Origin of the sequence: Agromyces tardus, assembly GCF_003710805.1 — a bacterium.
Classification (GTDB): Bacteria; Actinomycetota; Actinomycetes; order Actinomycetales; family Microbacteriaceae; genus Agromyces; species Agromyces tardus.
Genome location: NZ_RHHB01000030.1, coordinates 26,381 through 39,428, shown reverse-complemented (window position 1 = coordinate 39,428; position 13,048 = coordinate 26,381). Strand labels below are relative to the sequence as shown.

Sequence of the window (13,048 nt, the reverse complement as noted above, 5' to 3'; positions counted from 1 at the left end):
TGCCCGAGCTCCGGCTCGAACTCGGCGCGCCGGTCGCCGTCGTGGCTGCGTCGCCCCGGGCGGCCGCCGACGCGATCGCGGGCCTGCGCCCCGACGCGGACCTCCTCGTGCTCGCCCCCGGCACCGATGCCGGGCACCGCGCCGCCGCCGCCCTCGCCGCCGCGGAATCCGCCGGAAGAACGGTCATCGTGGGTGATGCCGACGGCTGGGCCGCGAACTGGGCGCTCGCCGGGTCCGTGCGCGACGCGGCGACGATCGTGGTGCGCGGCGGCGGCGCGGAGTACCGGGCGCTCGTGCGAGATCGGGACCTTCCTCCTCTCCTCGACGAAGGCGATGCGCAATGCTGGATCGTGCCCCCGGGCGGCCAGCCCCGTCGCAGGGGGTGGCCCGTGGCGAGATTCGACTGAATCCATACGTCTCCGGGTCGAATCGATGCTGATTCCGCACGGGAATGTCTCAGAAATTAACGATTCGGACATCAAGCGGTGAAAGTCGCCGTGCAGTGTGGCAGTATCTAGCCCACCCCCTGATCGCTTGTGCGACTCGATAGGAGCCTCAGTGACTTCCCGACCCCTTCCCCAGGACCCGATGATCCGCGCACTGATCGCGCAGGCGCGCCGGGCGCAGGTCAACCGCCGCACCATGCTCGCCGGCGCAGGTGCCGGTGCCACCGCCCTCGCCCTCGCCGCATGCTCCACCGGAGGCGCGGCAGCGAAGCCGACTCCGGCGGCCGACAAGTCCGACACCGACAAGACCCTCAACTGGGCCAACTGGGCCGCCTACATCGATGAAGATGACAACGGCAACTACCCCACCCTGGTGCAGTTCGAGAAGGAGACCGGCATCAAGGTCAACTACGAGGTGGCCGTCGACGACAACAACACGTACTACGGCAAGGTCAAGGACCAGCTCGCCCTCGGCCAGGACATCGGAGCCGACACCGTCTGCCTCACCGACTGGATGATCGCCCGCTGGATCCGCTTCGGCTACGGCCAGAAGCTCAACCACGACAACATCCCCAACCTCGCGAACCTGACCCCGTCGCTCGAGAACCCCGACTTCGACCCCGGACGCGAGTACTCGGTGCCGTGGCAGGGCGGATTCGCCGGCATCTGCTGGAACACCGAGAAGGTGCCCGGCGGCCTCGAGTCGGTCGACGACCTGTGGAACCCCGACCTCAAGGGCCGCGTGGGAGTGCTCTCCGAGATGCGCGACACCATCGGCCTCATCATGCTCCAGAACGGCGTCGACATCTCGGGCGACTGGGGCGACGACGAGTTCACCACCGCGAACGACATCCTCGCAAAGCAGGTCGAAGACGGCCAGGTGCGCAACATCAAGGGCAACTCGTACCTCGAGGACCTGAAGAACGAGGACACGCTCGCCGCGATCTGCTGGTCGGGCGACATCACCGTGCTCAACGCCGAAGCGGGCGACAAGTGGCAGTTCGCGATCCCGTCCGCCGGTGGCACCATCTGGAACGACAACTTCATCGTGCCGATCGGCTCACCGCGCAAGACGAACGCCGAGACGCTCATCAACTACTACTACGAGCCCGAGGTCGCGGCGGAGGTCGCGGCGTGGGTGAACTACATCACCCCCGTGGTCGGCGCCAAGGAGGCGGCGATCGCGATCGACCCGGCCCTGGCCGACAACCAGCTGATCTTCCCCGACGAGCAGACGCTCTCGCAGACCAGCATCTTCCGCACCCTCACCCCCGCTGAGGAGCAGAAGTACCAGGCCGAGTTCCAGCGCATCCTGCTCGGGTCGTGACCATGGCGGTTCGCGAATTCGCCGAACGAGGCGCAGACCTCGAACTGGTCGGCATCCAGAAGCGCTTCCCCGGGTTCACCGCGATCGAGGAACTCGACCTCACGATCCCGGCCGGCTCCTTCTTCGCCCTGCTCGGTCCCTCGGGCTGCGGCAAGACCACCACGCTCCGCCTCGTGGCGGGGCTCGAGGAGCCGACGCAGGGTCGCATCCTCATCGGAGGGCGCGATGTCACCGACACCCGTGCGCACGAGCGGCCGGTCAACACCGTCTTCCAGAGCTACGCGCTGTTCCCGCACATGTCGATCATCGAGAACGTGGCGTTCGGCCTGAAGCGCCGGCGCATCGACGACGCCCAGGGCAAGGCCCACGAGGCGCTCCGGCTCGTCGAGCTCGACCACCTCGCGCAGCGCCGCCCGGCGCAGCTCTCGGGCGGCCAGCAGCAGCGCGTCGCGCTCGCCCGTGCGATCGTCAATCGTCCGGCACTGCTCCTGCTCGACGAGCCGCTGGGCGCGCTCGACCTCAAGCTGCGACGCCAGATGCAGCTCGAGCTGAAGACGATCCAGGAGGAGGTCGGCCTGACCTTCCTGCACGTGACCCACGACCAGGAGGAGGCCATGACCATGGCCGATACGGTCGCGGTCATGAACAAGGGCGCCATCGAGCAGATGGGCGCGCCGCAGGAGCTCTACGAACTGCCGCGCACGGCGTTCGTGGCCAACTTCCTCGGCCAGTCCAACCTGTTCAGCGGCGAGGTCGTGTCGTCGAACAGCGAGTCCATCACGATCGACGTCGCGGGCCATCCCATCACGGTGCCCCTGTCCCGTTCCCAGCGGCATCAGGGCGAGGTCACGGTCGGCGTGCGTCCGGAGAAGGTCGCACTGCACCTCGAGGCTCCCCTCGACGACTCCGGGCGCAACTCGCTCGGCCCGGCTCGGGTGATCGACGTGTCGTTCTCGGGTGTCAGCACCCAGTACATCGTCTCCGTGCCCGGTATCGGCACCATGACCGTGTTCGCCCAGAACATGGGGTTCGGTCCGGTCGCGGTGGAGGGTTCCGAGGTCTGGGTCAGCTGGGACGTCGCGCACGGCTTCGGCCTCGCCGACGAGCCCGACTCGATCGAACGCTTCCCGTCCGACGACGACACCCGCACGATCGCGGTGCAGCGTCGCGAGGCGCTCATCTCGGAGCTCGAGGGCGACTGACGATGGCCTTCGCAGCATTCGCGACGTCGGAGGCGCAGCCGGAGGCACCGAAGAAGAAGAGCCGGGTCGCGTTCTTCCTCCTCCTGCCGGGCATCCTCTACCTGATCCTGTTCTTCCTCACTCCGCTCATCTCGCTCATCCTGACCTCGCTGCAGCAGCCCGCGGAGTTCGGCGACGTCGGCGAGTACGAGTACGCGTTCAACTGGCAGAACTACGTCGTCGTCATCCAGGACTACCTGCCGCACATCCTGCGGTCGTTCGGCTACGCCCTCGTGGCGACGGTGTTCGCCCTGTTGTTCAGCTACCCGATCGCGTACTTCATCGGCGTGAAGGCGCGGCGCTGGCCGCTCCTGCAGAGCCTCATGCTCGTGCTCGTGATCGCACCGTTCTTCATCAGCTTCCTGCTGCGCACGCTCGCGTGGAAGCAGATCCTGTCGGACGAGTCGCTCATCATCACGTCGCTCAAGGCGCTGTCACTGCTCGCCCCGGACGCGCACTTCACGGGCACCCCGTTCGCGGTGATCTTCGGACTCACCTACAACTTCATCCCGTTCATGACGCTGCCGCTCTACACGGCGCTCGAGCGACTCGACACGCGGTACCTCGAGGCCGGCAGCGACCTGTACGCGAACCCGTTCACGGTGTTCCGCAAGATCACGATCCCGCTCTCGATGCCGGGCATCGTGGCGGGAACGCTCCTGACGTTCATCCCCGCCGCGGGCGACTACGTGAACGCCAGCCGGGACTTCCTGGGCGGGCCCGACACGCAGATGATGGGCAACGTGATCGAGGCGAACTTCCTCGTGCTGCTGAACTACCCGGCGGCCGCGGCGCTCTCGATCATCCTGATGGCGGCGATCCTCGTGCTGGTCGGAATCTACGTCAAGCGTTCCGGAACGGAGGAGCTCCTGTGAGCGGCGAAGGACAGGCTGGGGTGGTGCTCAGCGGATTCACCAACAGTGAGGAGGGCGAGCGCCGGCGGCCGGTGCAGGTGCCGCGACGCAGGCGCGTCGGGCTCGGCGACTGGCTGCTGCCCGTCTACGTGACCCTCGCGTTCATCTTCCTGATGATCCCGATCGCGTACACCTTCATCTTCTCGTTCAACGACTCCCTCAAGTCGAACATCTCGTGGCGCGGGTTCACCCTCGACAAGTGGCTGAACGTCTGCAACGTCGAGGGGGGCGCGGTCTGCGAGGCGTTCGCGAACAGCATCGTCATCGGCGTGGTCGCGACGGTCGTCGCGACCGTGCTCGGCACGCTCATCGCCATCGCGCTCGTGCGCTATCGCTTCCGGGCGCGCTCGGCGATCAGCCTCCTGCTGTTCCTGCCGATGGCGACGCCCGAGGTGGTGCTCGGTGCCGGCCTCGCGGCGCAGTTCCTCGCGGCGGGCGTGCCGAAGGACATGACGACGATCATCCTGGCGCACACGATGTTCTGCATCAGCTTCGTCGTGGTCACGGTCAAGGCGCGCGTCGCGAGCCTCGACCCCGCACTCGAGGAGGCGGGTCGCGACCTCTACGGTTCGCCGCAGCAGGTGTGGTGGCGCATCACGTTCCCGCTCCTGCTGCCGGGCATCATGGCGGCGGCGCTGCTGTCGTTCGCGCTGAGCTTCGACGACTTCATCATCACGAACTTCAACTCCGGTTCGGTGACCACGTTCCCGAAGTACATCTACATCTCGGCATCGCGCGGCATCCCGGCCGAGGCGAACGTGATCGCGTCGGCGGTGTTCATCATCGCCCTGGCGGTCGTCGTGATCAACCAGGTCTCTCGCGCAGCGCGTGCGAAGCGCCTCGCGAAGGAGCTCGGCTGACCCGAGCCGAGCGACCGGCGGATGTCGCGGCCACGCCCCCAGGCCGCGACATCCGCCATTCTCGTACCCACCCCGGCGCGCAGCCGTTGGCGACGGCGGGACCTAGACCGTCGCGCGGATCTCGCCGACGGGCTCGTCGCCGCCCATGACCCACAGGTCGAGCTCGGCCTGCACGCGGTCGATCGCCGAGTGCTCGAGTGCTCCGGCGTCGGCGAGGAGCCGCGCCGCGATGACGGTGGACGCGCGCTGGGATCCGTCGAGCACCTTGAGCGCGGTCGTCGTGCCGTTCGGCGCGGTCATGACCATGATGCCCTCGGCGCCGAACTTCGCGAAGACGCCGAGGCGCTCGATCGCGACGGTGTCGGGCCGGCCCGGTCCGGCGATGGCCCACGGGTGCTCGCGCACGGCCTCCGTCAGCGCCGCAGCCTCGCGGTAGAGCGCGAACGGCGACGAGGGCGCGGCGGTCGTGATCTTCTGGATGCCGCGGGCCAGGGCCGTGAGGGTGACGGCGTGCACGGGCGCGCCGCATCCGTCGATCGCGGTGGCCGCCGGCCGCTCGCCGGTGAAGCGCTCGAGCACGTCGAGGATGCGCTTCTGCAGCGGATGCTCCACCTCGAGGTAGCCCTCGAGGGGCCAGTCGTTCGCGCGGCACGCGGCGAGCATCGCGGCGTGCTTGCCCGAGCAGGTCATGTAGACGCGCTCGGGCCGCCCGTCGGAGCGCACGACCTGGTCGCGCGCGACGCGGTCGAGCGGCATCGCCGTGGGGCACCCCAGTGCGGTCTCGGGCACGCCCGCGCGGCCCAGGATGCCGCGCACGAGCGCCACGTGGGCGGCGGTGCCGGAGTGGCTCGCGGTGGCGATCGCCGCGTCCTCGCCGCGCAGCGTGACCTGCGAGGTCATGACCGCGACGGCCTGGAAGGGCTTCATCGACGAGCGCGGCAGCACGGGGCTGCGCACGTCGCCGAGGGTGCGCACGACGTCGCCGTCGGGCGCGAGCACGATGGCGGACCCGGCGTGGCGGGACTCGATGAAACCGCTGCGTTCGACCACGGCGAGTTCGACGGCGTCAGAGACGGAGAAGGTGGCGGGCACGCGTCACCCGAGGGCGGCGAGCGCGTCGTCGAGCACGGTGAGCGCGTCCTCGATGAGGGCGTCGGTCATCGCGAGGCTCGGCAGGAACCGCAGGACGTTGCCGTACGTTCCGGCGCTCAGGAACAGCACGCCGTGCTGGGCGGCGTACGAGACGAGCTCGGAGACCGCTTGGGCGTTCGGCGCCTTGGTGGTGTCCCCGGTGCCGGGCTGCACGAGTTCGATCGCGATCATCGCCCCGCGGCCGCGGATGTCGCCGATCACGTCGTAGCGTGCCTTGAGTCGCTCGAGGCCGGCCGTGAGCGTCGCCTCGATGCGCCGGCCCTCGAGCAGGAGCCCGTCGCGCTCGATCGACTCGAACACCGCCACCGCGGCCGCGCAGGCGACCGGGTTGCCGCCGAAGGTGCCGCCGAGGCCGCCCGGCTGCGACGCGTCCAGGATCTCGGCGCGGCCGGTGACCGCGGCGAGCGGGAGGCCGCCCGCGATGCCCTTGGCGGACAGCACGAGGTCGGGCTCCCAGCCGAAGTGCTCGCTCGCGAAGTACCGACCGGTGCGGGCCATGCCGGACTGGATCTCGTCGGCGATCATCACGACGCCGTTCTCGGTGCACCAGGTCTGCAGCGTCGGCAGGAAGCCCTCGGCCGGCACCATGAAGCCGCCCTCGCCCTGGATGGGCTCGACGACGAGGCAGGCGAGGTCGGTGGCCCCGACGACCTTCTCGAGGTAGCCGATCGTGCGGGCCGCGGCATCCGCCCCGCTCAGGCCGTCGTGGTAGGGGTACGAGCTCGGTGCGTGGTAGACGTCGCCCGCGAGGGGGCCGTAGCCCGTGGCGTAGGGGAACGCCTTGTAGTTCATGGCCATCGTGAGGTTGGTGCGGCCGTGGTAGGCGTGGTCGAGCACCGCGACGGCGCGACGGCCGGTGTACTTGCGGGCGATCTTCACGCCGTTCTCGACCGCCTCGGCGCCCGAGTTCACGAGCACGGACTTCTTCGCGAAGTCGCCGGGGGTGTGCGCGGCGAGGAGCTCGGCGACGCGCACGTACTCCTCGTAGGGCGTGATGGTGAAGAGCGTGTGGATGACGTCGTGGAGCTGCGCCGAGGCGGCCTCGACGACGTGCGACTGCGTGTGCCCGATGGTGGTCACGCCGATGCCCGCGCCGAAGTCGAGGAAGCGGTTGCCGTCGACGTCCTCGAGGATCGCGCCGTGCGCGCGCTCGATGTAGACGGGCAGGGCGCTCGACACCCCGGAGGACACGACCGCCTGGCGTCGCGCGTGCAGCTCCTGCGAACGCGGCCCGGGAATGGCGGTGACGATCTTCCGCTCCTGGGGCACGGCGGCCTCCGCGGCGGACACGGTCTCGACGGGTGTCTGGGTGTCAGTCATGATCGGTCCAGCTTATCCCCGGCCGTGGCGCGTCGTGTCGGGGGCCGGGTGCAGAATCGACGGGGGAGCGGCGTCCGCCGGCCGCCCGTTCGAAGGAGGCACGATGCTCGGTGAGCACCACTACGCGGTCGACGTCGAGTGGCAGGGCGATCGCGGCGAGGGCACCGCGTCGTACCGCGCATACGGGCGCCGGCACGTCGTGCGCGTCGCCGGCAAGCTGCACGAGATCGCGGGCTCGAGCGACCGCGTGTTCCACGGCGATCGCGAGCGTTGGAACCCCGAGGAGCTCCTCATCGCGGCGCTGAGCCAGTGCCACATGCTCTCGTACCTGCACGTCGCCACCAACCACGGGGTCGTCGTTCGCGCCTACACCGATGCGGCCACCGGCACCATGGTGGAGGACGGACGCGGCGGCGGTGCCTTCACCGAGGTCACCCTGCGGCCCCGGGTCACGGTGGCGGATGCCGCGACGGCCGAGCTCGCGGCGGCGATCCACGCCGAGGCTTCCGAGAAGTGCTTCATCGCGGCCTCCGTCGCGTTCCCGGTGCACCACGAGCCGACGATCCTGATCGCCGGAGCCGACACCGGGGCGGATGCGGCCCCTGCATCGCGAGACTAGGGTGTCGCGCGACTAGGGTGTCGCCCGCGGCGCCACCCCGGGCACGGTGGGCGCCGGATCGGGGCAGGGATGCCCGCCCACGAGCCGCAGGCACGAGGGGAAGAAGGCGGGGTAGCGCTCGGCCGTGGGGTCGCCGAACCAGCGGTTCCAGATGCGCCAGAAGTTGAGGTTGCCGAACGCCGAGCAGCCGTCGCCGACGTCGGGATCCGCGAGGGTCGCGTCGCTCGGCTGGTACGGCGTGTAGTTGTAGAGGTTCGCGGTGGCCTGGTTGCGGATGTCGACGGGCGACGCGCCGCACGCGGCATCCGGATTGAACTGCACCGGCACCGTGCCCACCCGGTAGGCGCGCTGGGGTTCCTCGGTGTACTGGCGGAACTGCCAGGCGGCGTTGTACAGCTGGTTGAAGAAGCCGAAGTACTTCTGCTCGCAGTCGGCGGTGTCGGGGCATCCGTAGCCCGTCGCACGCTCGTAGCCGGCGAGGCTCGGCCGGGTGAGCAGCGACTGCTCCTTCTGCAGCAGCACGAGCAGGGTGCGCGGGCTGACTCCGCAGGCCGCTGCGACCTTCTCGATGATGCGACTCGCGCGCTCCCGGATGCCGCCGCGGTACTCCGCGCAGTGGCGGCCGCCGACCGCCGGGATCGTGGGCGTCGACTCGGCGTAGTCGTCGAGGCACGGCGCGGTGTCGCGCGGCACGCAGCGGCGGGACTCGAGGAACGCCTGGATCTGGTCCTCGTCCATCGCTCCCGCGTCGTAGAAGCTGTCGTCGCTCACGATCAGGCCGGGATCGAACTCGCTCGTCGGGGGCTCGGGCCGGTCGACCCCGGTGCCCCAGGGCGTGTCGTCGGTCGTGCGCGGCTCTGCGGTGCAGCCGGTGACTGCGAGCAGCACGGATGCCGCGAGCGCCACGATCATCGTGCGCACGCGGCTCGGCGTCGGCTTCATCGCGGGGCTCACCGGGGCGACGATACCGGCCGCGACAAGGCGGTCGCTGGGAATCGGGTGCATGTGTGGATGACTTCCCGCGGCCGGGCGCCCGTCGCGGGGAGACGCCGGAGCGGCTCGGACCCCGGGCGGAGGCTGGTCAGACGCGTTCCCGCGGAACCACGCGGTCGGCGATCTTCGCGAGCGTGCCCTGCGGCGGCGCCTCGTTGTACGCGCCGGCGAGCTCCTGGCCGCTGAGGGCGTGGATGGCCGCCATGACCTCGTCGGTCGCGGCGCGGCGGGCCCGGCCGGAGGTGGCGTTGCCGTGGTGGCGCAGGTCGATCGGCTCGCCGAAGCGCACCGAGACGGGGCGCACGCGCGGGAGCTTCGCGCCGACGGGCTGGATCTCCTGGGTGCCGATGAGGCCGACGGGCACGACGACCGCGCCCGTCGTGAGGGCGAGCCACGCGACGCCCGTGCGCCCGCGGTACAGGCGGCCGTCGAGCGAACGGGTGCCCTCGGGGTAGAGCGCGAACGCGCTGCCCGACTCGAGGATGCGCCGGCCCTGGTCGAGTGCGGCCTGCGCCTGGGCTCCCGCCCCGCGCTCGACGCTGACAGCGCCGATGGCGGTGAAGAAGGTGCGCGAGACCCAGCCCTTCAGGCCCTTCCCGGTGAAGTAGTGCGACTTCGCGAGGAACTGCACGGGACGCGGCGCCGCGAGGGGGATGACGATGCTGTCGACGAACGACAGGTGATTGCTCGCGAAGATGACGGGCCCGCGCTTGGGCACGTGCTCCGAGCCGGTGATCTTCGGTCGGTAGACGAGACGCACCAGGGGGCGCAGGATGCCGCGGACGATCGTGTACACGGGGCCCGGCCGCTCGGCCGGGGCGGGGACGGCATCAGCCTCGATCTCGCTCACCCGACGACGCTACGCCCAGCGGCATGCCTGCAGGCGCATATTCAGCCGGGCGTCCGCACCGTCCCGGGTGACGCGGATCCCGGCCGCCATGCGCGAGGATGGGGCCATGGGTGCGGTGGCCGACGGGGAGCTCCTCGAACTCGAGGAGTCGGGCACGCGCGTGCTCGTGCTCGCCGCGTCCCGGCGTCCTCCCTCCGCCGATGAGGTCCTGCGCGAGCACCTCGCGATCTCGGCGGGCGTGCCGGCCGCCGACGTCGAGCTCAGCCACGCGTGCGCGGTGTGCGGCGCACGGCACGGGCGCCCCTCCGTCGTGTATCCGACGACGCCGTCGGGGCGGCCGTGGTACGCCGACGTGGCGGTCTCCGACGGGGCGATCGTCGCAGCGGTCGGCACGCGGCATCCGCTCGGCGTCGGCATCGAGCCCGCGGCCCTCGACAGCGGCCGCGTGATCGACGAGGCGGCGTTCCACACGCTCGAGCGAGATGCGCTCGACGCGCTCGACCCCGCGCGACGGGCGCTCGTGCGGGCGACGCTGTGGGCCCGCAAGACGGCGCTCCTGCGCGCGATGGGTCACCTCGACTTCATCGAGCCCTCGCGGCTCGCGCTCTCCATCCCGGGCGAGGACGGCGGCGTCGGGCGGATCGTGCGCACGACGCCCGAGTTCGGCTCGCGCTGGCGCGAGGTGCGATTCCACGACCTCTCGATGCCGGGCAATCGCGCGGCATCCGTCGCCGTGCTCGCCTGAGCGGGCGGCGAGCGGGCGGCGACCGGGCGCCCGCCCTACAGTGGAGGCGTGCGCAGCGTCATCATCCTCGGCTCATCCGGCTCCATCGGCACGCAGGCCCTCGACGTCATCCGCGCGAACCCGCGGCGGTTCGACGTCGTCGGGCTCGCGGTCGGCTCGAACCGCGCCCTGCTCGACCAGCAGGCCGCGGAGTTCGGCGTCGAGCACACGGCGCTCGGCATCGAGGAGGCGGAGCAGCTCGTGCGCGATGTCGACGCCGACGTGGTGCTGAACGGCATCACGGGATCGGTCGGCCTCGGTCCGACGCTCGCGACGCTCGAGCGCGGCGCGACGCTCGCCCTCGCGAACAAGGAGTCGCTCATCGTGGGCGGCGACCTCGTGACGCGCCTCGCGCAGCCCGACCAGATCGTCCCCGTCGACTCGGAGCACTCCGCCATCGCGCAGGCCCTTCGCTCGGGGACGCACCAAGAGGTGCGCCGTCTCGTGCTGACGGCGTCAGGCGGCCCGTTCCGCGGTCGTCGGCGCGAGCAGCTCGCCGGCGTGACCCCGGCCGAGGCGCTCGCCCACCCCACCTGGGACATGGGTCTCGTGGTCACCACCAACTCGGCGACGCTCGTGAACAAGGGCCTCGAGGTCATCGAGGCGCACCTGCTCTTCGACGTGGACTACGACCGCATCGACGTGGTCGTGCACCCGCAGTCGATCGTGCACTCCATGGTCGAGTTCGTCGACGGCTCGACGATCGCCCAGGCGTCGCCGCCCGACATGCGACTGCCCATCTCGCTCGGCCTCGACTGGCCGAACCGCGTCGCCGCGGCGGGCCGGCCGCTCGACTGGACGACCCCGCAGCAGTGGACGTTCGAGCCGCTCGACGAGGAGGCGTTCCCCGCGGTGAAGCTCGCGAAGCAGGTGGGCCGCGCCCGCGGCGAGTACCCGGCCGTCTTCAACGCGGCGAACGAGCAGGCCGTCGCGGCGTTCCACGCGGGGCGCATCGGCTTCACCGACATCGTCGACACCGTGCGCGCCGTCGTCGAGGCGCACGAACCGGGGTCGGCGACCCTCACGGTCGACTCGCTCGCGGAGGCGGAGCGGTCGGCGCGGCGCGCCGCCGACGTGCGCATCGCGGCGAGGTAGGCCGGCCGCGGACTGCGGCCGGCGGCGCGCGAGCCCACGGCTGACACCCCACGGCTCACAGCCGAACGGGCTCACAGCCGAACGCCAGCGGGCTCCAAGCAGCCGCCACTACGCTGGCGGGGTGGATTCCGTGCTCGCCTTCGTGATCGGCGTCGTCATCATCGTGGTCGGCCTCGCCGTCTCCATCGGCCTGCACGAGATCGGGCACCTGGTGCCCGCGAAGGCGTTCGGCGTCAAGGTCACCCAGTACATGATCGGCTTCGGGCCCACGGTGTGGTCGCGCCGGCGCGGCGAGACCGAGTACGGGTTCAAGGCGATCCCGCTCGGCGGCTACATCTCGATGATCGGGATGTTCCCGCCCGGGAAGGGCGAGCAGGTCAGCGCCTCGGGCACGGGCTTCTTCCGCGGGCTGGTGCAGGACGCGCGGGACTCGAGCTCCGAGTCGATCACCCCGGGCGACGAGGAACGCGCGTTCTACCGTCTGCCGGTGTGGAAGCGCATCGTCGTGATGCTCGGCGGCCCGACGATGAACCTCCTGCTCGCGATCGTGCTCTTCGGCGTGCTGCTCATGGGCTTCGGCGTGAGCCAGCCCTCGACCACGATCGGATCGGTCTCGGCGTGCGCACTGCCCGCCACGAGCGAGCGCCAGACGTGCGAGCCCGGCGACCCGGCCGCTCCGGGCGCAGCCGCGGGCTTCCAGCCCGGCGACCGCATCGTGTCCGTCGACGGGCAGGCGATCCGGACGTGGAACGAGTCCACCGCGATCATCCGCGACCACCCCGACGAGTCCATCGACGTCGTCGTGATCCGCGACGGCGAGAAGCAGACCCTCACGGTCACCCCGATGCTCAGCGAGCGGTACGCCACCGACGCGAACGGCGCAGTGGTGACGGATGCCGCGGGCGACCCCGTGACCGTGCAGGTGGGCTTCGTGGGCATCGGCCCCGCGAGCGAGACGGTGCGCCAGCCCGTCACGGCGGTGCTGCCCGCCGTCGGCGAGAACATCGTCGGCGTCGGCGCGATCATCGTGAACCTCCCGCAGCGCATGGTCGACGTCGCCAACGCGGCGTTCGGGCCGGGGGAGCGGGACCCGAACGGGCCGATCAGCGTGGTCGGCGTGGGCCGGGTCGCGGGCGAGATCGCGAGCCTCGACGAGGTGCCCCTCGCGTCGAAGGCCGCCGGGCTCATCGGCATCATCGCCTCGCTCAACATCGCGCTCTTCGTGTTCAACCTCATCCCGTTGCTCCCCCTCGACGGCGGTCACGTCGCGGGGGCCGTCTGGGAGGCGATCCGTCGCGGCTTCGCGAAGCTGCGTCGGCGCCCCGATCCGGGGCCGGTCGACCTCGCGAAGCTCATGCCGCTCACCTTCGGCGTGGTCATCGTGCTCGGCGCCATGAGCGCGCTGCTGATCTACGCCGACATCGTCAAGCCGGTGACGCTCTTCTGA

Annotated in this window: 13 protein-coding genes; 9 read left to right on the top strand and 4 right to left on the bottom strand. The window is 70.7% G+C overall.

The genetic code is table 11. The annotated features are described in order from the left end of the window. The 5 genes from EDM22_RS19640 to EDM22_RS13520 all read left to right on the top strand — a co-directional run. The coding region (locus EDM22_RS19640) for a hypothetical protein (RefSeq protein ID WP_212591953.1) at positions 1 to 407 on the top strand (407 nt) is incomplete at its 5' end. Between the two features lie 151 nt (positions 408 to 558). Then, the gene (locus EDM22_RS13535; protein ID WP_376917718.1) at positions 559 to 1,773 is read left to right on the top strand and encodes an ABC transporter substrate-binding protein; all 1,215 of its coding nucleotides are present in this window, start codon (positions 559 to 561) and stop codon (positions 1,771 to 1,773) included. 2 nt (positions 1,774 to 1,775) lie between these two features. Continuing rightward, positions 1,776 to 2,975 (top strand): ABC transporter ATP-binding protein, encoded by a 1,200-nt coding sequence (locus EDM22_RS13530; protein WP_122937613.1) that lies wholly within the window; start codon positions 1,776 to 1,778, stop codon positions 2,973 to 2,975. Between the two features lie 2 nt (positions 2,976 to 2,977). Beyond that, a complete protein-coding gene (locus tag EDM22_RS13525) occupies positions 2,978 to 3,889 on the top strand; it encodes an ABC transporter permease (protein WP_122937612.1) in 912 nt (303 codons plus the stop codon). Positions 3,890 to 4,041: 152 nt separating this feature from the next. Continuing rightward, positions 4,042 to 4,788 (top strand): ABC transporter permease, encoded by a 747-nt coding sequence (locus EDM22_RS13520; RefSeq protein ID WP_170964139.1) that lies wholly within the window; start codon positions 4,042 to 4,044, stop codon positions 4,786 to 4,788. 102 nt (positions 4,789 to 4,890) lie between these two features. Here the strand turns inward: EDM22_RS13520 and EDM22_RS13515 are convergent, their stop codons facing one another. Both EDM22_RS13515 and gabT read right to left on the bottom strand, forming a co-directional pair. After that, entirely contained in the window at positions 4,891 to 5,880 is a 990-nt protein-coding gene (locus EDM22_RS13515) for an asparaginase (RefSeq protein ID WP_122937611.1), read from the bottom strand. 3 nt (positions 5,881 to 5,883) lie between these two features. Beyond that, the gene (gene gabT / locus EDM22_RS13510) at positions 5,884 to 7,260 is read right to left on the bottom strand and encodes a 4-aminobutyrate--2-oxoglutarate transaminase (RefSeq protein WP_122937610.1); all 1,377 of its coding nucleotides are present in this window, start codon (positions 7,258 to 7,260) and stop codon (positions 5,884 to 5,886) included. Positions 7,261 to 7,363: 103 nt separating this feature from the next. Here gabT and EDM22_RS13505 point away from each other — a divergent pair, with 103 nt between their 5' ends. Then, a complete protein-coding gene (locus EDM22_RS13505) occupies positions 7,364 to 7,879 on the top strand; it encodes an OsmC family protein (protein ID WP_122937609.1) in 516 nt (171 codons plus the stop codon). A gap of 12 nt (positions 7,880 to 7,891) precedes the next feature. On the opposite strand, the gene EDM22_RS13500 is transcribed toward EDM22_RS13505, so the two are convergent. Both EDM22_RS13500 and EDM22_RS13495 read right to left on the bottom strand, forming a co-directional pair. Then, a complete protein-coding gene (locus EDM22_RS13500; protein ID WP_138708094.1) occupies positions 7,892 to 8,833 on the bottom strand; it encodes a hypothetical protein in 942 nt (313 codons plus the stop codon). Between the two features lie 127 nt (positions 8,834 to 8,960). Then, positions 8,961 to 9,722, bottom strand: a complete 762-nt coding sequence (locus EDM22_RS13495; protein ID WP_122937607.1) for a lysophospholipid acyltransferase family protein — start codon at positions 9,720 to 9,722, stop codon at positions 8,961 to 8,963. 106 nt (positions 9,723 to 9,828) lie between these two features. Here EDM22_RS13495 and EDM22_RS13490 point away from each other — a divergent pair, with 106 nt between their 5' ends. The 3 genes from EDM22_RS13490 (at position 9,829) to EDM22_RS13480 (ending at position 13,048) form a co-directional block, all read left to right on the top strand. Continuing rightward, entirely contained in the window at positions 9,829 to 10,467 is a 639-nt protein-coding gene (locus EDM22_RS13490; protein ID WP_122937606.1) for a hypothetical protein, read from the top strand. A gap of 48 nt (positions 10,468 to 10,515) precedes the next feature. Next, positions 10,516 to 11,601 (top strand): 1-deoxy-D-xylulose-5-phosphate reductoisomerase, encoded by a 1,086-nt coding sequence (gene dxr / locus EDM22_RS13485; protein WP_122937605.1) that lies wholly within the window; start codon positions 10,516 to 10,518, stop codon positions 11,599 to 11,601. A gap of 121 nt (positions 11,602 to 11,722) precedes the next feature. Further along, a complete protein-coding gene (locus EDM22_RS13480) occupies positions 11,723 to 13,048 on the top strand; it encodes a M50 family metallopeptidase (RefSeq protein WP_245989378.1) in 1,326 nt (441 codons plus the stop codon).

What these genes read in the sequence shown, in the direction of transcription:
- EDM22_RS13530 (WP_122937613.1), top strand. Translation starts at nt 1,776, where the DNA reads ATGGCGGTTCGCGAATTCGCCGAACGAGGCGCAGACCTCGAACTGGTC.
- EDM22_RS13490 (WP_122937606.1), top strand. Translation starts at nt 9,829, where the DNA reads ATGGGTGCGGTGGCCGACGGGGAGCTCCTCGAACTCGAGGAGTCGGGC.
- EDM22_RS13505 (WP_122937609.1), top strand. Translation starts at nt 7,364, where the DNA reads ATGCTCGGTGAGCACCACTACGCGGTCGACGTCGAGTGGCAGGGCGAT.
- EDM22_RS13520 (WP_170964139.1), top strand. Translation starts at nt 4,042, where the DNA reads ATGATCCCGATCGCGTACACCTTCATCTTCTCGTTCAACGACTCCCTC.
- gabT (WP_122937610.1), bottom strand. Translation starts at nt 7,260, where the DNA reads ATGACTGACACCCAGACACCCGTCGAGACCGTGTCCGCCGCGGAGGCC.
- EDM22_RS13525 (WP_122937612.1), top strand. Translation starts at nt 2,978, where the DNA reads ATGGCCTTCGCAGCATTCGCGACGTCGGAGGCGCAGCCGGAGGCACCG.